Origin of the sequence: Caballeronia sp. INML2, from assembly GCF_023631365.1 — a bacterium.
Classification (GTDB): Bacteria; Pseudomonadota; Gammaproteobacteria; order Burkholderiales; family Burkholderiaceae; genus Caballeronia; species Caballeronia turbans.
Genome location: NZ_JALQDH010000057.1, coordinates 96,104 through 113,830 on the forward strand (window position 1 = coordinate 96,104; position 17,727 = coordinate 113,830).

Consider the following 17,727-nt stretch of genomic DNA (forward strand, 5'->3'; position numbering starts at 1 on the left):
TTTATCCATGACGCGGAGGCATGAATGGCCGGCTTCAACGAACGCATCCTCAACGGCATCAGCGTGTTCGCCGCGATCGTCGATGCCGGCACCTTCGCCGCGGCGGGCGAACGTCTCGGCATGTCGCAGCCCGGCGTGAGCCGCGCCATCGCGCGCCTCGAAGCGCGCCTGAAGATCCGTCTTTTCGATCGCACCACGCGCAGCGTCTCGCTCACCGATGACGGCCGCCGTTTCTTCGAACACGTCATGCCGCATCTCGCGGGACTGGAGGAAGCCGCGGCCACCGCATCGGAGGGTGCAACGGCCGTGCGCGGCCGCCTGCGCGTAAACGTCGATCCGATCTTCTCGCGGCTATTGCTCGGCCCGAAGCTCGATGCGTTCCTGAACGCGCATCCGGATCTGCAACTGGAGCTCATCACGAGCGATCGTCTCGGCGACATCATCGCGGACGGGTTCGACCTCGCCGTGCGCTTCGGCGAGCCGCGCGATTCGAGCCTCGTCGCGCGCAAGCTGCTCGATACGCCGGTGCGCACCGTCGCCGCGCCTTCGTATATCAAGCGGCACGGCAAGCCCGCGACGCCACAGGCACTCGCCGACGACACGCACACGTGCATCGAGTTTCGCGATCCCGAAACGGGACGGCCGTTCGCGTGGGAGTTTCATCGCAAGAAGAAGCGCCTGAGCGTGCAGACGCACGGCCGCCTCACACTCAACGATCCGGGCACGATGCTGAGCACGATTCTTTCGGGCTATGGCATCGCGCAGATACTCCTGCTCGGCCACGAGCACCTGCTTGCCGATGGAAAGCTCGTAGACCTCTTTCCCGACTGGCCCGACGAGCGCTTTCCGCTCTATGCGTTTTATCCGTCGCGGCATCATCCGCCGGCGAAGACGCGCGCGTTCCTGGATCTCGTCATCGCGTTGACGGGCACGCGCTGACGATACGCGTCAACGCAATGCTTTCTCGAACCAGTGATCCGCATAAGGCTCGTCGCTGAACGCGGCGACCTCGACGTAACCCGACCGCCGATAGAGTCCGACGGCTTCCGCGAGCGCCTTGTTCGTCTCGAGCCGCACGACCTTCGCGCCGCTTTGCCGCGCGTGCCTTTCGGCCTCTTCGAGCAATCGCCGTCCGACGCCCAGTCCGCGAGCGTCGGCGCTCACCCACATCCGTTTCAGCTCGGCCGGCGACGTGCCGTGAAACTTGAGGGCGACACAGCCTATCGCCGCACCGCGAAGCCTCGCCACGATCAGCGCGCCTTGCGGCGCGGTCAATTCGCGCGCATCGGCGGACAGGCTGATCGACGGATCGAAGCCCGCATCGAAGCGGGCGTTCAGCTCGGCGAAATATTGGTCGATGCACCATCGCGCATCGGCGCTCGCAGGATCTTCGATCGCGAAGCGGATCAGCGAAGGCAGCAGCAGGCGCTCGACTTCGGCCATCGCTGCGATCAGCCGCCGGCGCTGCGCCTCGCTCAAAGGCGCCAGCATGCCGCCCGCGACGGCATCGGAAAGCCGTTCGAGTTCCTCGCGTTCGGCGCGACCGGCTTCGGTCAGACTGGCGCGGCGCACCCTGCGGTCTTCGGGACGAGACTCGACCGTGACGAGCCCCTGCCGCTCGAGCGCCGTGAGCGTGCGGCTCAGATAGCCCGAATCGAGACCGAGGCGCTCGCGCAGCACGCGAAGATCGACGCCCTGTGCTCCGATCTCCCAGAGCAGCCGAGACTCGCCCATTGGACGGCCGCGCCCGAGAAAATGATCGTTGAGCGCGCCGATGCCCTCGGCAACGGTGCGATTGAAGCTGCGAATCTGGCTGATGTCGGTCGGGTTCATATCTCTGACGTTAGTCAGAGATTCCAGCCGCGTCAATCCGAATTCGCGTGTGGGGCCTCGGTCACGGCTTCCGCGCGGCTCTTCTCACGACGCCATGTTGCCGGCGGCTTGCCGACGAGACGCTTGAACGCGCGAATGAAGGCCGCCTCGGATGCGTAGCCCACCTCCTGCGCCACGGCCGCGATCGTCGAGTTCGTGTTGCGCAGCAGTCCGGCCGCGACCTGCATGCGCCAGTTGACGAGGTATTGCATCGGCGGCAGCCCGATCATGTCGACGAAACGCTCATGCAATGCCGAGCGCGACAGACCCACCCGCTCGCCGAGCTCTTCGACCGTCCACTCGTGCGCGGGCGCGTCGTGCATGACGGCGAGCGCGCGGCCGACGAAACGATCGCGCAAGCCCGCGAGCCAGCCGCGACTTTCATCGGGCAGTCCATCGACGTAGCGGCGCACGGCATCGACGAACATCATTTCGCTCATGCGTTCGAGCATCGCCTCGCCGCCTGGCCGCTTGTGACGCGATTCCAGCACGGCCTGGTGCATGAAGTGATTGATCCAGCCCTGCGTGCCCGTCTCCTTCAGGTGCAAAAGCCGCGGCAACGTGGCGATGAGCGGATTGAACGGACGCAGATCGCAGCCGAGAAAGCCGCATACGAGCATCGTTTCATATGGATCGTCGGGACAGGGATTGTTGCGCGCTTCGACCGCGTCGTAGGTCAGCGTGAACGGCAACTGATCGATCTTCGCCGACAGCGCGGCCACGTCGACTTCGGCGCGAACGCCGGGCGCGCTGGAGATCACATGCGCATCGCCATGCGGAAACACGATGATGTCTCCGCTCGCGAGGCGCACCGGCGCTTCCCCGACGATCGCGCCCCAGCAGTTGCCGTGCGTCACGACGTGATATTCCATCACGTGCTCGCATTCCGGCATGACGATGCTCGCGATGTCGCGCGCGGGCGGCGCCTCCGCCGCCCAGCTTCGATTGCCGCTCACGTGAAAGAAGAGCGCGCCCCGCAGGCGCACCGTGCGCAGCACATCGGAAAGGATGTCGTGGCTCATGTCGGCTCCCGCCGTTCGAAAGCATCGCCGGAACGCGGCGCGAAGACGAAGCGGACGAATGGGCAATTCGCGGCGACTCGCGGACAGGCGTCGAAGCGATGGTAACGGGATACTGCCGTTGCCCGCCATCAGGGCGTTGCTCGACACATCATCTGGAATCTGGAGAAGGAACCATGCATGCGTTGAATACATCCGCGGTTCGCAACGAGCCGATCAATCCGCAGCCCGACTTCGCCGCGATCAAGTCCCGGCAACAGGCCACCTGGGCAAGCGGAGACTTTGCGGTCATCGGCACGACGTTGCAGATCGTCGGCGAGATGCTTGCCGAAGCGGTCGACGTGCGCGCCGGCGAACGCGTCCTCGATATCGCCGCCGGCAACGGCAACGCGACGCTCGCCGCGGCACGACGCTTCGCTCACGTGACATCGACCGACTACGTGCCCGCGTTGCTGGAAAAGGGCCGGGCGCGCGCGCAGGCCGAAGGGCTCGCGGTCGATTTCAAGGTGGCCGATGCGGAAGACCTGCCCTTTGACGACGGCAGCTTCGATGTCGTCCTGTCCACCTATGGCGCAATGTTCACGCCGGATCACAAGCGTCCCGCGAGCGAGATGCTTCGTGTGGCAAAGAGCGGCGGGCGCATCGGCATGGCGAACTGGACGCCCGAAGGTTTCATCGGGCAGTTGTTCAAGATCATCGGCGCTTATGTACCGCCGCCCGCGGGCCTGCAATCGCCCGCGCTCTGGGGCACCGAGCCGCATCTCGTCGCGCTGTTCGGGTCGGAGGCGGCGGACATTCGTTGCGTGCGCAAGCACTTCAACATGCGCTATGAATCGGGCGCGCACTGGATTCAGGTGTTCCGCGATTTTTACGGACCGGTGCACCGCGCGTTCGCCACGCTCGATTCCGCGAAGCAGGCGGAACTGGAACGCGATATCACCGGCCTGCTCGAACGCTGCAATGTGGCGGGAACGTCGTCGCTCGTGGTGCCGAGCGAGTACATGGAAGTGGTGATCGTCAAGCGTTGATGTGCGGCGCATGACGCGCGATTCACGCGTCCGGCCGGCGCGTGAATCGCTTCGGCCACTCAAAGCGTGACGGGCTTCTCGCTGCGCGCGCTTTCGCTGATCGCCGCGAGCGTCGCGGCATTGTCGAGGCTCACCTGCGCGTAGTACTCGATCGCGGCGGCGTCGCGCGTCGCAACCATGCGCGCGAAGCTTTCCGCCGCGAAGAAGAAGCCGCTGCCCACATCGGATGCGACCGGCTCGAACGGCACCGAATTCGGAATGCCGCGCCGCACGCGCATCTGGCTCGGCAGATAGCCGTACTGGTCGCCGGCCGTTTCTGCGCTCGTATGATTGAGATACTCGGTGTCGATGGTGCCTTGCGAGCCGATGATCGTCGCGTAACGATGATTCGCCGCATCCATCGCGCACGAGACCTGCGCGCGGCGGCCATCGGCATAGACGAGCGTCGCCATGAGACTGATGTCGACCTTGCTGTCGGCCCACGTCGCGATTGCATCGACGCGTTGCGGGGCGCATCCCATCACGAGGCGAATGAGGCTCAGCGGATAGCTGCCCGCGTCGAGCAGCGCGCCGCCGCCGAGCTCGGGCTTCATGCGGATGTTCGCGCCGGGATTGCCCACCGTGAAGCCGAAGCTCGCCTGAATCGCGCGCACCTCGCCGATCGCGCCTTCGCCGATCAGCGCCATCATCGCGGCGGTCTGCGGCTGGAAGTAATACGGGAACGATTCGAGCAGCATCACGCCGTTGCGATCGGCGGCCTCGAACATGCGCACGGCTTCGTCGCGGTCGAGCGCAAGCGGCTTTTCGCACAGTATGTGCTTGCCGTGGTCCGCGGCCTTGATCGCCCATTCGGCATGCAGGCTGTTGGGCAGCGGAATATAGACGGCGTCGATATCCGGGCTCGCAAGCAGCGCATCATAGCTGCCGAACCATGTGTCGATGCCGTTCGCTTGCGCGAAGGCTTTCGCGTTTTCGTCGCTGCGGCTCGCGACAGCCACGACGCGCACGCGCTCGCTCGGCCTGACGTCACGCGCGAACTGCCTGGCGATGTTCGCGCCGCCGAGAATGCCGAGGCGCAGGACGGATGATGCTTGAGTGGAAGACAAGGCGGGCTCCTTGAGTTTGTACCAAATGGTTCATTCTCGAAAGGTAACACATCCGCCCATGCTTCAGGGCGCGCACCTGTCGGGGCGAATCTTCGTGCCGCGCTGATCGGCGGGGACGTGGCAATTGTCGACCCGTTGCTCGTCGCTTGCCTTGTCGCCCAGGCGCTCTTTCAGCGTCTTCGGTTCGGACGCCGCGGCCGAAGCGGTAGCAGGCGCGTCGACATTGGCCGCAAGCACGGCGCAGGTCCATGCGAGACATGCGCAAAGGACGAGCTTCTTCATGATAGGCCCGGCATGGAGAGATGAAACGACAAGCATCGTCGCGCCTGGAACGGATGACGCCCCGCTTCTTGCGCTTTCATTCACACATGCATTCCGCTGACGATGTCCTTCGCGTGCGGCGCCGATGCAACCGCGCGCAAGCCGCGCACCCGGACGATGAGTCCGCTCGCATCGTCGCGATTCGTGACTTCGAGCGTCGCGTGATGCCGTTGTGCGACGCGCAGCGCGATCGCGAGGCCGAGCCCGCTGCCATGCCCCGACGTGCCCACGCAGCGATAGAAGCGGTCGCAGACGCGATCGATCTCGCTTTCCGGAATGCCCGGACCGGAATCGAGCACGGTCAGCGCGATGCCTTCCGCTTCGCGCCGCAACGTCACGTCGACGCGTCCGCCGTGCGGCGTATGACGGATCGCGTTGTCGAGCAGGTTGTTCACGAGCACGGCGAGCGCGTGCATGTCGCCCATGACGGTGAACGCGTCGTGTTCGTCCCGCGCCTGTTCGAGCTCGAGGCCGAGATCGATCGAGCGCGCTTCGGCCAGCAAGGAGAAATCGCTCACGCGGAGTTCGCACAGCGCGCGCAGGCTCATCGGCGCGATAGCCGCCTCGCGCGCGGCATCTTCGCGCGCCATGCTGAGCAGTTGCTGCGCGAGATGGATGAGCCGATTCAGCCGGCCATCGATTTTCGCGAGCGTCGCGGCATCGACCTGAAGCGAACCGTCGCCGATCGCGCCCTGGATTTGCAGCTTGAGCGCCGTGAGCGGCGTGCGCAACTCGTGAGCCGCATCCGCGACGAACGTGCGCTGCGCCTGCGACGCGTCACCGAGGCGCCCGAGCAGATCATTCAACGCGTTGACAAGGGGATGCAGTTCGTCGGGCATCGGCTTGTCGAATGCAATGGGTTTGAGCGATTCCGGCGAGCGCGCGGCGAGCGAGTGCGACAGCCAGCGCACCGGCGAAAGCCCGCGCGCGACGACGAAGAGCACGATCACGACGATCACCGGAATGAGCAAGGCGAGCGGCCAGATCGTGCGCAGCGCGAGCGAGATGGCGAGATCGTCGCGAATGAAATAGGGCTGGGCCACCTGGATGAAACGGTCTTGCTGCGCGACGCCAAACGCGCGCCAGCGATAGCCTTCGCGCTCGGCGGAGCCGAAACCCACGCCAAAACGCGGCAGCGCGGGCTCGTGAGGCGAGTGATAGATGAGCCGGCCGGACCGGTCCCAAATGTCGATGACGAGCCTGTCATCCGCAATGCCATGCAGTTCGTGATCGCGCCCTTGCGCGACATCGTCGGCGTTGATGTTGTGCGGCAGCGAGAGCGCGACGGTGCGCAGCTCGTAGTCGAAGAGCTCGCCCGCTTCAAGCCGCGCCGTGCTGAAAATGCCGATACCCGCGATCAGACAGGCGACGCCGAGGCCGCATAAGAGCCATCCGAGCAGCCATCGGCGAATTGATGTCATCCGATCCTCTTCAGGCGATAACCGACACCGCGCACCGTCACGATTTCCTCCGCGCCGATCTTGCGCCGCAAGCTGTGCACATGGACTTCGATCGCGTTGCTGCCGACTTCCTCACCCCAGCCGTACAGCTTTTCTTCGAGCTCCGAGCGGCGAAACACGCGCGACGGCTCCTCGATCAGCGCCTGCAGCAGCGCGAACTCGCGCGGCACGAGGTTGAGCGCGACGCCGCCCTTGCCTGCTTCGTGCGCGGCGGGATCGAGGGTCAGCTCGCCGTGCGAATACACCGGATGCTTGTGGCCCGTGCGGCGTCTCAGAAGCGCGCGCACGCGGGCGGCGAGCTCGTCGAGATCGAAGGGCTTCATCAGGTAGTCGTCCGCGCCGGCATCGAGGCCACGGATGCGGTCGTCGACGGCATCGCGCGCGGTCAGGATCATCACGGGCGCATCGCCGCCGTTCTTGCGATACGTGGCGAGCATGTCGAGACCGTCGCGCTTGGGCAGATTCAGGTCCAGCAGCACGAGGTCGTAGACGCCGTTGCCGAGCGAAAGCTCCGCCGCCCGGCCGTCCTGCGCCCAGTCGACGGTGTAACCCCCGCGACGCAGCGCGGCGAGCACGGTTTCCGCGATCATCTCGTCGTCCTCCACCAATAACAGGCGCATGCGCTTTCTCCAGGCTCGAACAGGTCGCACCGATTGTCCGGCCTGCATGCTTAAGCGCCACTTAAGTTTTGCGCGCTGCCGCACATCGTGGCCCCGTTATCGGCGTCGTGCGCGTCCTGCTTAAGCATTGCATAAGCTTCGTCCCCGCACTATACCGTCGAGCGCGCCGATTCGCGGCCGTGCGGCCCGGAGATGCCGATGCGATCGTCCACTCTTGCTTCCCTGCGTGCGAATGCGGTGCTGATCGCCTGGTGCATCGCCGCGTCGGATGCCGCGTGGCTCACGGTCTGCGGCTGCGCGGGCCACGTGAATGCGCTCGGAAGTACCGCGGTGCGCCTTGCGACTCTCGCGAGCGCCGCGGGCATCGTGCTCGTCGTGCGGCGCATTGCGAGGCTCGCATTCGATGCCGCCCGTTCGGCACGCCGCATCGCCTGGGCTTCGGACAAGCTCGTGATCGACGGAGCCTGCCCGGGCGACTGGCTCGTGCAGCTTCATGTGGAACTTCATCCCGCCGGCTCCCGGCTCAGCGGCGCGCAGACCTGTCCGCGCGCCGCGGCGTCCTGCAGAGTGCCACGCGGTCGGGCGTGAACTCGGAACTCGCCCGACCACCTTCGCCCGGCCTCTCCGCCGGGTTTTTTTTTCGTCCACGGTAGTTTCCTCACGCGACGATACACATGCCTTTCATCGCAATTTCAATGCGCATGCGTTCGCTTGTCTAAGCATCTCTTAAGGTTTGCGAAGGCAGGCTTCGGTTCTCGACACGCATTCGAATCACTGCGCTGTGCAAGGCAACTGTGGAGATCCATTCGCACGCGATCGCGGCTAAAGGTGAGCATTTTCGGGAGCACGATTTTTCTTGCGAAAGTTGCATGCCGCAACTAAATTGAACGGACATGGTTGCGCTTTGCAACCGATGGAGCCGTCATGGATTTCATCGACACACCCGTTCAATCCCGCGATAAAACGATCCTCGAATTGCGCGAGTTCTCGCGCAAGCTCGTGCGCGAACTGGGCTTCATGCGCAACACGCTCGCCGAGAGCGGCCTGCCGCCGTCAGCGGTGCACGCGATCATCGAGATCGGCGCGACACCCGGCATTCAGGCGCGCGACATCGCGCAGATCTTGCGACTGGACAAGTCCAACGCGAGCCGGCAGATTGCGCGGCTCGAAGCGGCGGGGCTCGTCACGCGGCAAACATCCAGCGATGATGCGCGCTCGTCCGAGCTCTATCTCACGGCGGCAGGCCAGAAGCTGCGCAGAAAGATCGACAAGTTCGCGACCGATCAGGTCTCCGATGCGCTGCGCCGCATGGTGCCCGAGGATCAGCAGACGCTCGTGCGCTCGCTCGCGCTCTACGCCGATGCGCTCGCGCACGGTCACGACCACAAGACGGCGCACGCCGCGCAGGCGCCGAATGCGCGCGTCGTCGAGGGATACCGGCCGGGCTGCATCGGCGATGTAACGAGCCTGCACGCGCGCTTCTATGCGCATCATGCGGGCTTTGGCGTCTACTTCGAGCGCAAGGTCGCCACCGAACTGGCCGCGTTCGCCGAGAGCCTGCCCGCGCCCGGCAAGGCGCTGTGGCTCGTCATGGACGGCGAACGCACGCTCGGCTCGCTCGCCATCGACGGCGATGCGAAGACGCGCGTCGCGCATCTGCGCTGGTTCATCATCGACGATACATTGCGCGGCAGCGGCGTGGGCCGGCAACTGATGGCGCGCGCGATGGATTTCGTCGATGCCCACTACGACGAGACGTATCTCTGGACCTTCAAGAGCCTCGACGCCGCGCGCCATCTGTACGAATCCTTCGGCTTCACCTTGACCGATGAAGCCGAAGGCACGCAATGGGGGACGTCGGTGATCGAGCAGCGCTTCGCGCGCCGCCCGGTTCGATGATTCATCCACGCAAAACGCGCGACGCCGGCCCGAGGCGTTGCGCGAACCGCCGTGCGCATTCGATGCCGAACGGGGTCGGTCGCGCGCCGCGATCGTGCACGACATCGAAGCCCATGCGCCATGCCGCGATGCGCTTGCCGTAACAGGTGAGCGTTTCCAGGGACTGCATCACGAAGACGATTTCCGGCAGCGTTTGTGCATACAGCGATTCGGCGTCGTGCTCGTGCCCTTCGACGAACGCCTGATGGATCGCCACCTGGCGATCGAACGCATCCGGCGCGACGATCAGGCCGTCGCAGCCCGCGCGCAGGTTGTCGACGAGTTCCTGACCGCCGCGTCCGTTGAACACCGCGAGAGGCTGTTCGAGCGCGCGCAGGCGTTCGATGGTCGCGCGGATCGTCCCGGCCGGGCCTTCGCCTTTCAGCAAACGAAAGTTGGGCTGCTCGGCCGCGAGCGCGGCGATCGATTCGGCGGACAGACCAACGCCGAGATATTCCGGCGCGTTCTGAATGCCTGCGTTCGCGCCGGTTCGTTCGAGCACCGATGCGAAGAACTCGTAATAGAAGGCTTCGGGCTCGCCGCGTATCGATGGCGGCTGAAGGATGAGCCATGATGCGCCGCGTTCGAGCGCGTAGTCAGCGAGCGCGACTTGGCGCTCGATGCTGTCGCCGGTGATCGTGACCGCGAGCGGCACGCGGCCCGCGATGTGCGCGGCACAGTCGTCGATCATCGTGCGCTTTTCGGCGTCGGACAGGCGATTCACTTCAGTTGCAAGACCGAGCGTGACGATCGCGGGCGCGCCCGCCGCGATGGTCGCGTCGATCTGTCTGCGCGTGGCGTCGCCGTCGAGCCGGTTCAGCGCGTCGAAGTAGGCGTAGAGCACCGGCCACATGCCGGACGGCGGCGTTTGATGTTGTGACATCGATCGTCTCCGCTCAATGTGAATCGCGCGGCACCGGCGCGCCGCTCGAACCGACGAGGAAATCCAGGTCCGCGCCCTGATCCGCCTGCAAGACATGCTCCACGTACAAGCGGTAATAGCCCCGCCTCGGCAGCTCGGGCGCTTGCCATGCGGCGCGGCGCTTTGCCAGTTCTTCGTCCGACACTTCGAGATGCAGACGGCGCGCCTCGACGTCGAGCTCGATCATGTCGCCTGTCTGCACGAGCGCAAGCGGGCCGCCCGCCGCGGCCTCCGGTGACACGTGCAGCACGACCGCGCCGTATGCGGTGCCGCTCATGCGGCCATCGGAAATGCGGACCATGTCGGTGATGCCCTTTTGCAGCACTTTTTTCGGCAGCGGCATGTTGCCGACTTCGGCGAAACCCGGATAACCCTTCGGCCCCGCGCCCTTCAGGACCATGATGCAGTGCTCGTCGATATCGAGCGAATCGTCGTCGACTTTCGCGTGCAAGTCCTCGACGTTTTCGAACACGACCGCGCGCCCGCGATGCTTCAGCAAGGATTGCGTCGCCGCCGATGGCTTGATGACCGCGCCGTTCGGCGCGAGATTGCCCTTCAGCACCGCGATGCCCGCGTGCGGCTTGAACGGCTTCTCGAACCGGGTGATGACCTTATCGTCGTAGTTGGGCGCTTCGCTCACGTTGTCCCAGATCGTCCGGCCGTTCACCGTGAGCGCATCGCGATGCAGCAAGCCTTGCTCGCCGAGCTGACGCAGGACCGCGGGCAAGCCGCCCGCGTAATAGAAGTCTTCCATCAGATACTCGCCCGATGGTTGCAGGTTCACGAGGCACGGCACGTCGGACCCGAGTTCCCAGTCCTCGAGCTTCAGTTCGACGCCGATGCGTTTCGCCAGCGCAATCAGATGCACGACCGCATTCGTCGATCCGCCGATGGCCGCGTTCGTGCGGATCGCGTTCTCGAAGGCTTCGCGCGTGAGGATCTTGTCCATCGTGAGATCCTCCTTGACCATCCCGACGATGCGCCGCCCCGCCATATGCGCGAGCACCTGACGGCGCGCGTCGACGGCGGGAATCGCGGCGTTGTGCGGCAGGCCCATGCCGAGCGATTCGACCATCGACGCCATCGTGGACGCAGTGCCCATCGTCATGCAATGGCCGCGCGAGCGGTTCATGCACGATTCGGCTTCGACGAATTCCTCCTGCGTCATCTTGCCCGCGCGCACTTCCTCCGACATCTGCCATACGCCCGTGCCCGAACCGATCGTGCCGCCGCGAAAGCGCCCGTTCAGCATCGGTCCGCCCGATACCGCGAGCGCGGGCAGATTGCACGACGCCGCGCCCATCAGCAGGGCCGGCGTGGTCTTGTCGCAGCCGACGAGAAGAATGACGCCATCGATGGGATTGCCGCGGATCGACTCTTCGACGTCCATCGACGCGAGGTTGCGAAACAGCATCGCCGTGGGCCGCAGATTCGATTCGCCGAGCGACATCACCGGGAATTCGAGCGGCAGGCCGCCCGCCTCGCGCACGCCGCGCTTCACATACTCGGCGAGCTCGCGGAAATGCGCGTTGCAAGGCGTGAGTTCCGACCATGTATTGCAGATGCCGATGACCGGCCGGCCATCGAACTGATCGTGAGGGATGCCCTGATTTTTCATCCACGAGCGGTGGATGAAGGCGTCTTTGTCGTTGCCGCCGAACCAGCTTTGCGAGCGTAGCTTGCGCATGGATGTCCCCTTTATCGCGCTTTCTTCATAGTGTGGGATCCAGTGAAAAAGACCGCGCGAGCGGCCTTTTTCAAAACCCGGATACGTCGAGTTATACACCTCGCTTCGCATCCGGCGCGCGTCAGGCGCAAGATTTGACGATCAGTCGAGCGCGTCCTTCGATCTGTCGCGCATGCACGCCACGGCGATCACGGAGAACACGCCGCAGCCGATCACGTACCACGCGGGCGCCATCACGCTCTTCGTGATGACGATGAGCGAAGTCACGAAAAACTGCGCAAAGCCGCCGAAGATCGCGACGCCCAGGCTGTAGACGATCGCCGCGCCCGTCGCCCGCACGGAACGCGGGAACAGTTCGCCGAGCATCGCGCCGGTCGGGCCGACATTGAGCGAATGCACGATCGAGAGCGCCGTGACGACCGCGAGCAGCGTTTCGGTCGTCGGCGACATGTTCAGGAGCGCGAACGCCGGCCAGATCGCGAGCATGAGCAGGATGCGCGTCGTCTGCGCGAGCTTGTTGCGGCCGATGCGATCCGACAGATACCCGCCGATCGGCGCAACGATGAAGAGAATCGCGCCCGATACGCAGCCGGAGAGCATCGACGTCCAGCCCGGCAGGCCGAGCGTCTTCACGCCGTAGATCGACAGATAGAACACGATGATGAAGTGCGCCGACGTGCCGCCGATCGTGAGACCCAAACCGTTGAGCACCGCGCGGCCATGCTCGCGAAGCACGGTGACGAGCGGGAGCTTCGGCGCTTTCGGCGCGGCGGCCACGCTTTCGCGCGGCGCTTCTTCCATCGTGCGGCGCAGCCACCAGCCGACCGGCACGATCGCGGTGCCGATGATGAACGGCACGCGCCAGCCCCAGCTCTCCAGTTGCGAGGACGTGAGCGATGCCGTCAGCACGACGCCGGTCAGCGCGCCCGCGAGCGCCGAGAGTCCCTGACTCGCGAACTGCCACGATGCGTAGAAGCCGCGTCGATTCGACGGCGCCTGTTCGAGCAGCAGCGTGGTCGATGCGCCCACTTCGCCGCCCGCCGAGAAGCCTTGTATCAGGCGCGCGATCACGAGGATGACGGGCGCGGCGATGCCGATCTGCGCGAACGTCGGCGCGGCCGCGATCATCGCGGTGCCGAGCGCCATCAGGCCGAGCGTGAGCAGCATCGCTTTCTTGCGTCCGGCGCGGTCGGCGTACATGCCGATCAACAGGCCGCCCACGGGCCGCGTGAAGAACCCGACGCCGAAGCTCGCCACGGCAAGGAGCAACTGGCCGACCGGATCGTGCACCGGAAAGAACAGCTTGCCGATGACGAGCGCGAAGAACGCATAGACCGTGAAGTCGTAGAACTCGAGCGCATTGCCGACTGCCGCCGCCATGACAAGCCGCGTGCGCGCTGCGCGGCTCGTGGGCGTCGATACATTCGCCGGCGCGCGGGCGATGGTGGGTGCGTTCATGATGTGCTCCGAAGGGATCAGTCGGCGAGCCAGGCTTCGGCCAGGCGCACCCAGTAGCTCGCACCGATAGCGAGGATGTCGTCGTTGAAATCGTAGGCCGGGTTGTGGACCATGCAGCCGCCCTTCGAGCCGACGCCGTTGCCGATCCACGCATAGGTGCCGGGGCAGGCTTCGAGCATGAACGCGAAGTCCTCGCTGCCCATCAGCGGCCGCGCGGCCGGCTCGACGCGCTGCGCGCCGAGCATCTTCGTCGCGACATCGGTGGCGAAGGCGGTCGGCTCTTCGTGATTCACGAGCACCGGATAGCCGAGTTCGTAATCGATCTGCGCCGTGCAGCCGAATGCAAGCGCCTGCGCATTTGCGAGCGCCGTGATGCGTTCCTGGAGCTGCTTGCGCACGCCCGCGTCGAGCGCGCGCACCGAGAGCTTCATCAGCGCGGTCTCGGGAATCACGTTGCACGCCTCGCCTGCCTGCACGCTGCCGACGGTGACGACGGCAGGCTTCTGCGCATCCACTTCGCGCGCGACGATGCTGTTCAGGCCCAGCATGATCGACGCGACGGCCGGCATCGGATCGCATGCGACATGCGGCATCGCGCCATGACCGCCGACGCCGCGCACGGTGATGTTCACGCGGTCGGACGAAGCCATGCCCGGGCCCGGCGTGAAGAACATGTCGCCCGCGGGCAGGCCGGGCATGTTGTGCAGGCCGAACACGGCATCGCACGGAAACTTTTCGAAGAGGCCGTCTTCGATCATCGCGCGCGCGCCCGCCTCGCCTTCCTCGGCGGGCTGGAAGATGACGATCAGCGTGCCGGAAAACTGGCGGCTCTCGGCAAGATAGCGCGCCGCGCACAGGAGCATCGCGGTATGGCCGTCGTGGCCGCATGCGTGCATCGTTCGCGCGTGCTTGCTGGCGTACGGCAGGCCGGTCGCTTCTTCGATGGGCAAGGCATCCATGTCCGCGCGCAGGCCGATGCGCTTGCTGCCCGCGCCCTCCTTCAACACGCCGACGACGCCCGTCTTGCCGAGCCCGCGATGCACGGCGTAGCCCCATTGAGTGAGCAGTCCCGCCACGAGATCGCTCGTTTGCGTTTCTTCGTACGCAAGCTCGGGATGCGCGTGGATGCGCCGGCGTACTTCGACGAATTGCGCTGCGATGGCGGCAATGCCGGGGATGACGGGCTCGACTGACAGCATGTGACACTCCTTGCTCGATGCGGATTCAACGTGAACCCAAGCATATAAAGCCGAAAAGCAAACCAAAAGACGGTAAATTTATTGCGTGAATACCATCGGTTGTCGGTGCTAACCCTAGGATGTCGCTCATGAGCATGAAGATTCATCAGTTGCGCGCGTTTCTGACGACCGCCGAGCAAGGCAGCATCCGTGCAGCCGCGCGCAGCCTTCATCTGTCACAGGCGGCGCTTACGAAGGCAATCAAGGAGCTGGAACAGGATCTCGGCGTGCCGCTGGTTCTACGCACCGCGCGCGGCGTGCAGTTGACCGCATTCGGGCAGCAGTTGCGCGTGCGGGCGCATCTCATCGTGAGCGAGATGCGCCGCGCCGAAGACGACATCACGCAAATGAAAGGCGCGGGTGCGGGAAGTGTGAGCGCGGCCGTCACGCCCACGGCTGCGCTATCGATACTGCCGCAGGCGTATCGCGCGTTCCGGCGACAGATGCCGAACGCGCGCGTGAGTTTCATCGAGGGTTTTCCGGGTGTCGCGATGCCGCGTTTGCGCGACGGCTCGCTCGACTTCGTCGTCGCGGTGGTCGTGCCCGAGCATCTCGCGCCGGAGTTCGACCACATCGAACTGTATGAGAGCCGCTCGGCGATCGTCGGGCGGGCGGATCATCCGTTGCGGCACTGCACGTCGCTGGCGGAACTCTCGGATGCGGAGTGGCTCCTGAATCCGTCGCCGGAAAGCTCGACGCAGGCGCTGCTCGATTCGTATGCCGAGCGCGGTCTGGCGGTGCCGAGGCGCGTGATCGAGTGTCCGAGCTTCATCATCGCGCATGGCTTGTTGCGCGGATCGGATGCGCTGGCCGCAATGCCCGCCGCGTTGCTGGAACACCCGTGGGTCAGCGAAGGACTCGCCGTTTTTCCGATCGCCGATGCGTTGCCCGCGGTGTCGGTGCGCGTCGTGACGCGGCGGGACAGTCCGTTGACGCCCGCCGCGACGGTGTTGCTCGAATGCCTTCAACATGCGGCGCGTTCGCTGTGACACGCCTCGAATGTCTCATGCCGATTCAGTCTGGATTCTGTCTTTCAAAATTTGGGCCACGCAGGTTCGTCTACCTCCCGGGCTTCGAAAGCAAAGGGCGACACCTGAAGCTAAGACACCGTTCGACCCTCATCCTTGCCCGCGGTAGAGGGCTATGTGGAGCGTCTTGCCGGATTCAATTACTCAGCTTGCGGTAAGCGTTCAGGTGGCGAATCAAGCCGCGCCGGTCACCGCGCTTGTCGAGAACGATGGCAAGGTTGTGGTGAGCGTCTGCGTAATTCGGGTCGATGGCGAGGCACTGTTCATAGCTCCTCCTTGCCTCATCGAGCCGCCCCATCGTGTCGAGCGCCACCGCTCGGTTGAAATGCAGCACGGCATCGTCCGGGAAATGCTCTAGCGCCTGGTCGAACACGCGCAGCGCCTCACCGCATTGATGTTCGTCCTCGCACAATAAGGCGCCGAGGTCGACGTACGCAGCGTAAAAGGGCTCGGGAGACAGCTCGATGGCGCGCCTGTAGTTCCGCTCGGCAGCGCGCGGGTCAGCCGCCAGCAACTGTTCAGCCAATTCATATCGTTCCTGTGCCTGAGCAGCCGCAGTGTTTTTGCGCTCTGGCGTCGCGTCAAAGAGCACGACATCGCCTCCGACCCTGGCCACTTCGAAGTCGAGCAGCATCTGACCCGTTACCGCGTCCCAGCGCGACGGTCCCGTCTTGACGACAATCGCGTCTCCCTCGGCAGCGATGCGGATGCCGGACAATGGAAGCTCGTCAGGAAGGTCGCGCTTGAGTCGGGCGAGCGCCTCTCGCAGCTTACGCGGCGTGGTCTTCGCCGTCCGCAACTGCAATGCCGTGCGCAAAAGGACGACATCTTGGAACGTGAAGCGCAAGGCGTTACGAGGTCCCCGGGTAGGCGTCACGAGACCTAACTCGATGAGTCCATCGACGATGCCGCGCGAGACGCCAAGCATCGATTGAAGCTTGGCGAGTGAGACGTAGTGCGATACGTCGCGTTTGCTCACTTGCGTGCGCGCGCCTTCGCCGGAGTTTCGGCGGCAACCTTCGGCGCTCGTGCGGCAGGTTTGCGTGTTTTTGGAACCACCGGTTCTTCAACAGCTTTCGACGCAGTCTTCCGCTTTTCTGTGGGCTTTGTCTTCTCGCCGCTCTTGGCGAGACTCGCGCGCAACGCTTCCATCAAGTCAATCACTTCGCCAGTCGGTGCAGCTTCGCCAGCCTCGGGCGCTACGATTTGTTTGCCTTCAATCTTGCGGTCGATAGCTGCCAGGACGCGCTTTTTCTCTTCATCCTCGTAGGCCGAAGCGTCGTAGTTGTCCTCTGCGCCCTGCTCGATGATTTGCACCGCGAGCTTCAATTCGGAATCGGAAACTGCGACATGTTCGATATTCAAGTCCTTCAGAGACCGGACTTCGTCTGCGAACAGCAACTGCTGAAAAACCATGCCGTCCGGCGTTGGACGAACCTGGACGATTCGCGTCTTGCCTTTGTACGACCATTTTGCCAAGGCACATCTGCCGGTCTCGGCGAGCGCCTGCTGCAAGAGGCTGTATGGCTTCCCGCCGCGTTTATCGGGCGCAATGAAATACGCTTTGTCGTAAAACACGGGATCGACTGACTTTTCCGGAACGAATGAGACTATCTCGACGACATGACTCGCGCCTTCCTCCAGCGCCTTCAATTCGTCGCCGGTGAAGACGACATAGCGGTCCTTCTCAAACTGGTAACCCTTCTGCATGGAAGCCCGCTCGACGACCTGCCCAGTGGATTCCGAGACATACTGCTGTTTCACACGTGAGCCGTCGGGGGCCAGCAGGTTGAATCGAATGTCGGACGAGCTCTCTGTGGCGGAGTACAGTCGAACGGGAATAGAGACCAGTCCAAAGGACAGAGAAAGCGATGCAATGGAGCGAGCAACCATGAGCTTCTCCTGGCCGGCTGTTAGCCTTTCGCCGGACGAAAAGGATGAAATCGTCGCCCACGGCCGCCAGGGCGTGCAAACAGGATAGCACCAGGTGTGCCGCCGCACGGCAGCAACCGCGATGAAGGCCATTCCGG

Annotated in this window: 17 protein-coding genes; 5 read left to right on the forward strand and 12 right to left on the reverse strand. The window is 64.5% G+C overall.

What is annotated here, in order from left to right; translation table 11 throughout:
• The first annotated feature begins 24 nt into the window (after positions 1 to 24).
• Positions 25 to 939: a LysR family transcriptional regulator gene (locus NCT32_RS20565; protein WP_061120027.1), complete on the forward strand. Its 915-nt coding sequence runs from the start codon at positions 25 to 27 to the stop codon at positions 937 to 939.
• Positions 940 to 948: 9 nt separating this feature from the next.
• Here the strand turns inward: NCT32_RS20565 and NCT32_RS20570 are convergent, their stop codons facing one another.
• Positions 949 to 1,833: a helix-turn-helix domain-containing GNAT family N-acetyltransferase gene (locus tag NCT32_RS20570; RefSeq protein ID WP_061120028.1), complete on the reverse strand. Its 885-nt coding sequence runs from the start codon at positions 1,831 to 1,833 to the stop codon at positions 949 to 951.
• A gap of 32 nt (positions 1,834 to 1,865) precedes the next feature.
• Positions 1,866 to 2,894, reverse strand: coding sequence for an AraC family transcriptional regulator (locus NCT32_RS20575; RefSeq protein WP_061120029.1), 1,029 nt, complete (start codon positions 2,892 to 2,894; stop codon positions 1,866 to 1,868).
• Between the two features lie 173 nt (positions 2,895 to 3,067).
• Between NCT32_RS20575 and NCT32_RS20580 the strand changes: the two genes are divergently transcribed.
• Positions 3,068 to 3,919, forward strand: a complete 852-nt coding sequence (locus NCT32_RS20580) for a class I SAM-dependent methyltransferase (protein WP_061120030.1) — start codon at positions 3,068 to 3,070, stop codon at positions 3,917 to 3,919.
• Positions 3,920 to 3,978: 59 nt separating this feature from the next.
• Here NCT32_RS20580 and NCT32_RS20585 read toward each other — a convergent pair whose 3' ends face one another.
• From NCT32_RS20585 to NCT32_RS20600, 4 genes are all read right to left on the reverse strand, one after another.
• Entirely contained in the window at positions 3,979 to 5,025 is a 1,047-nt protein-coding gene (locus NCT32_RS20585) for a Gfo/Idh/MocA family protein (RefSeq protein ID WP_061120031.1), read from the reverse strand.
• A gap of 63 nt (positions 5,026 to 5,088) precedes the next feature.
• Entirely contained in the window at positions 5,089 to 5,307 is a 219-nt protein-coding gene (locus NCT32_RS20590) for a hypothetical protein (RefSeq protein WP_061120032.1), read from the reverse strand.
• Positions 5,308 to 5,387: 80 nt separating this feature from the next.
• Positions 5,388 to 6,767 carry an ATP-binding protein gene (locus NCT32_RS20595; RefSeq protein WP_061120033.1) on the reverse strand — a complete coding sequence of 460 codons (1,380 nt, stop codon included), beginning with the start codon at positions 6,765 to 6,767 and terminating at the stop codon, positions 5,388 to 5,390.
• Positions 6,764 to 7,426, reverse strand: coding sequence for a response regulator (locus tag NCT32_RS20600; RefSeq protein WP_250490500.1), 663 nt, complete (start codon positions 7,424 to 7,426; stop codon positions 6,764 to 6,766). The genes NCT32_RS20595 and NCT32_RS20600 overlap by 4 nt, the downstream gene beginning before the upstream one ends.
• Positions 7,427 to 7,624: 198 nt before the next feature.
• On the opposite strand from NCT32_RS20600, the gene NCT32_RS20605 reads away from it, so the two are divergent.
• Positions 7,625 to 8,014 carry a hypothetical protein gene (locus NCT32_RS20605; protein WP_143756383.1) on the forward strand — a complete coding sequence of 130 codons (390 nt, stop codon included), beginning with the start codon at positions 7,625 to 7,627 and terminating at the stop codon, positions 8,012 to 8,014.
• 336 nt (positions 8,015 to 8,350) lie between these two features.
• Positions 8,351 to 9,325, forward strand: a complete 975-nt coding sequence (locus tag NCT32_RS20610) for a helix-turn-helix domain-containing GNAT family N-acetyltransferase (protein ID WP_061120036.1) — start codon at positions 8,351 to 8,353, stop codon at positions 9,323 to 9,325.
• 1 nt (position 9,326) lies between these two features.
• Here the strand turns inward: NCT32_RS20610 and NCT32_RS20615 are convergent, their stop codons facing one another.
• The 4 genes from NCT32_RS20615 to NCT32_RS20630 form a co-directional block, all read right to left on the reverse strand.
• Positions 9,327 to 10,247: a dihydrodipicolinate synthase family protein gene (locus NCT32_RS20615; protein WP_250477530.1), complete on the reverse strand. Its 921-nt coding sequence runs from the start codon at positions 10,245 to 10,247 to the stop codon at positions 9,327 to 9,329.
• A gap of 13 nt (positions 10,248 to 10,260) precedes the next feature.
• Entirely contained in the window at positions 10,261 to 11,973 is a 1,713-nt protein-coding gene (locus NCT32_RS20620) for an IlvD/Edd family dehydratase (RefSeq protein ID WP_061120037.1), read from the reverse strand.
• Between the two features lie 141 nt (positions 11,974 to 12,114).
• Entirely contained in the window at positions 12,115 to 13,431 is a 1,317-nt protein-coding gene (locus NCT32_RS20625; RefSeq protein WP_061120403.1) for an MFS transporter, read from the reverse strand.
• Positions 13,432 to 13,448: 17 nt separating this feature from the next.
• Positions 13,449 to 14,630, reverse strand: a complete 1,182-nt coding sequence (locus tag NCT32_RS20630) for a M20 aminoacylase family protein (RefSeq protein WP_061120404.1) — start codon at positions 14,628 to 14,630, stop codon at positions 13,449 to 13,451.
• A 134-nt stretch (positions 14,631 to 14,764) separates the two neighbouring features.
• Here NCT32_RS20630 and NCT32_RS20635 point away from each other — a divergent pair, with 134 nt between their 5' ends.
• A complete protein-coding gene (locus tag NCT32_RS20635) occupies positions 14,765 to 15,658 on the forward strand; it encodes a LysR substrate-binding domain-containing protein (protein WP_061120474.1) in 894 nt (297 codons plus the stop codon).
• Between the two features lie 175 nt (positions 15,659 to 15,833).
• Here NCT32_RS20635 and NCT32_RS20640 read toward each other — a convergent pair whose 3' ends face one another.
• Entirely contained in the window at positions 15,834 to 16,676 is an 843-nt protein-coding gene (locus tag NCT32_RS20640; protein WP_061120405.1) for a tetratricopeptide repeat protein, read from the reverse strand.
• Positions 16,673 to 17,590 (reverse strand): Ku protein, encoded by a 918-nt coding sequence (locus tag NCT32_RS20645; protein WP_061120475.1) that lies wholly within the window; start codon positions 17,588 to 17,590, stop codon positions 16,673 to 16,675. Before NCT32_RS20645 ends, NCT32_RS20640 begins: the two co-directional genes overlap by 4 nt.
• Positions 17,591 to 17,727: the final 137 nt, after the last annotated feature.

What these genes read in the sequence shown, in the direction of transcription:
- NCT32_RS20645 (WP_061120475.1), bottom strand. Translation starts at nt 17,590, where the DNA reads ATGGTTGCTCGCTCCATTGCATCGCTTTCTCTGTCCTTTGGACTGGTC.
- NCT32_RS20600 (WP_250490500.1), bottom strand. Translation starts at nt 7,426, where the DNA reads ATGCGCCTGTTATTGGTGGAGGACGACGAGATGATCGCGGAAACCGTG.
- NCT32_RS20565 (WP_061120027.1), top strand. Translation starts at nt 25, where the DNA reads ATGGCCGGCTTCAACGAACGCATCCTCAACGGCATCAGCGTGTTCGCC.
- NCT32_RS20610 (WP_061120036.1), top strand. Translation starts at nt 8,351, where the DNA reads ATGGATTTCATCGACACACCCGTTCAATCCCGCGATAAAACGATCCTC.
- NCT32_RS20595 (WP_061120033.1), bottom strand. Translation starts at nt 6,767, where the DNA reads ATGACATCAATTCGCCGATGGCTGCTCGGATGGCTCTTATGCGGCCTC.
- NCT32_RS20590 (WP_061120032.1), bottom strand. Translation starts at nt 5,307, where the DNA reads ATGAAGAAGCTCGTCCTTTGCGCATGTCTCGCATGGACCTGCGCCGTG.
- NCT32_RS20570 (WP_061120028.1), bottom strand. Translation starts at nt 1,833, where the DNA reads ATGAACCCGACCGACATCAGCCAGATTCGCAGCTTCAATCGCACCGTT.
- NCT32_RS20580 (WP_061120030.1), top strand. Translation starts at nt 3,068, where the DNA reads ATGCATGCGTTGAATACATCCGCGGTTCGCAACGAGCCGATCAATCCG.
- NCT32_RS20575 (WP_061120029.1), bottom strand. Translation starts at nt 2,894, where the DNA reads ATGAGCCACGACATCCTTTCCGATGTGCTGCGCACGGTGCGCCTGCGG.
- NCT32_RS20635 (WP_061120474.1), top strand. Translation starts at nt 14,765, where the DNA reads ATGAAGATTCATCAGTTGCGCGCGTTTCTGACGACCGCCGAGCAAGGC.
- NCT32_RS20605 (WP_143756383.1), top strand. Translation starts at nt 7,625, where the DNA reads ATGCGATCGTCCACTCTTGCTTCCCTGCGTGCGAATGCGGTGCTGATC.
- NCT32_RS20630 (WP_061120404.1), bottom strand. Translation starts at nt 14,630, where the DNA reads ATGCTGTCAGTCGAGCCCGTCATCCCCGGCATTGCCGCCATCGCAGCG.
- NCT32_RS20615 (WP_250477530.1), bottom strand. Translation starts at nt 10,247, where the DNA reads ATGTCACAACATCAAACGCCGCCGTCCGGCATGTGGCCGGTGCTCTAC.
- NCT32_RS20625 (WP_061120403.1), bottom strand. Translation starts at nt 13,431, where the DNA reads ATGAACGCACCCACCATCGCCCGCGCGCCGGCGAATGTATCGACGCCC.
- NCT32_RS20620 (WP_061120037.1), bottom strand. Translation starts at nt 11,973, where the DNA reads ATGCGCAAGCTACGCTCGCAAAGCTGGTTCGGCGGCAACGACAAAGAC.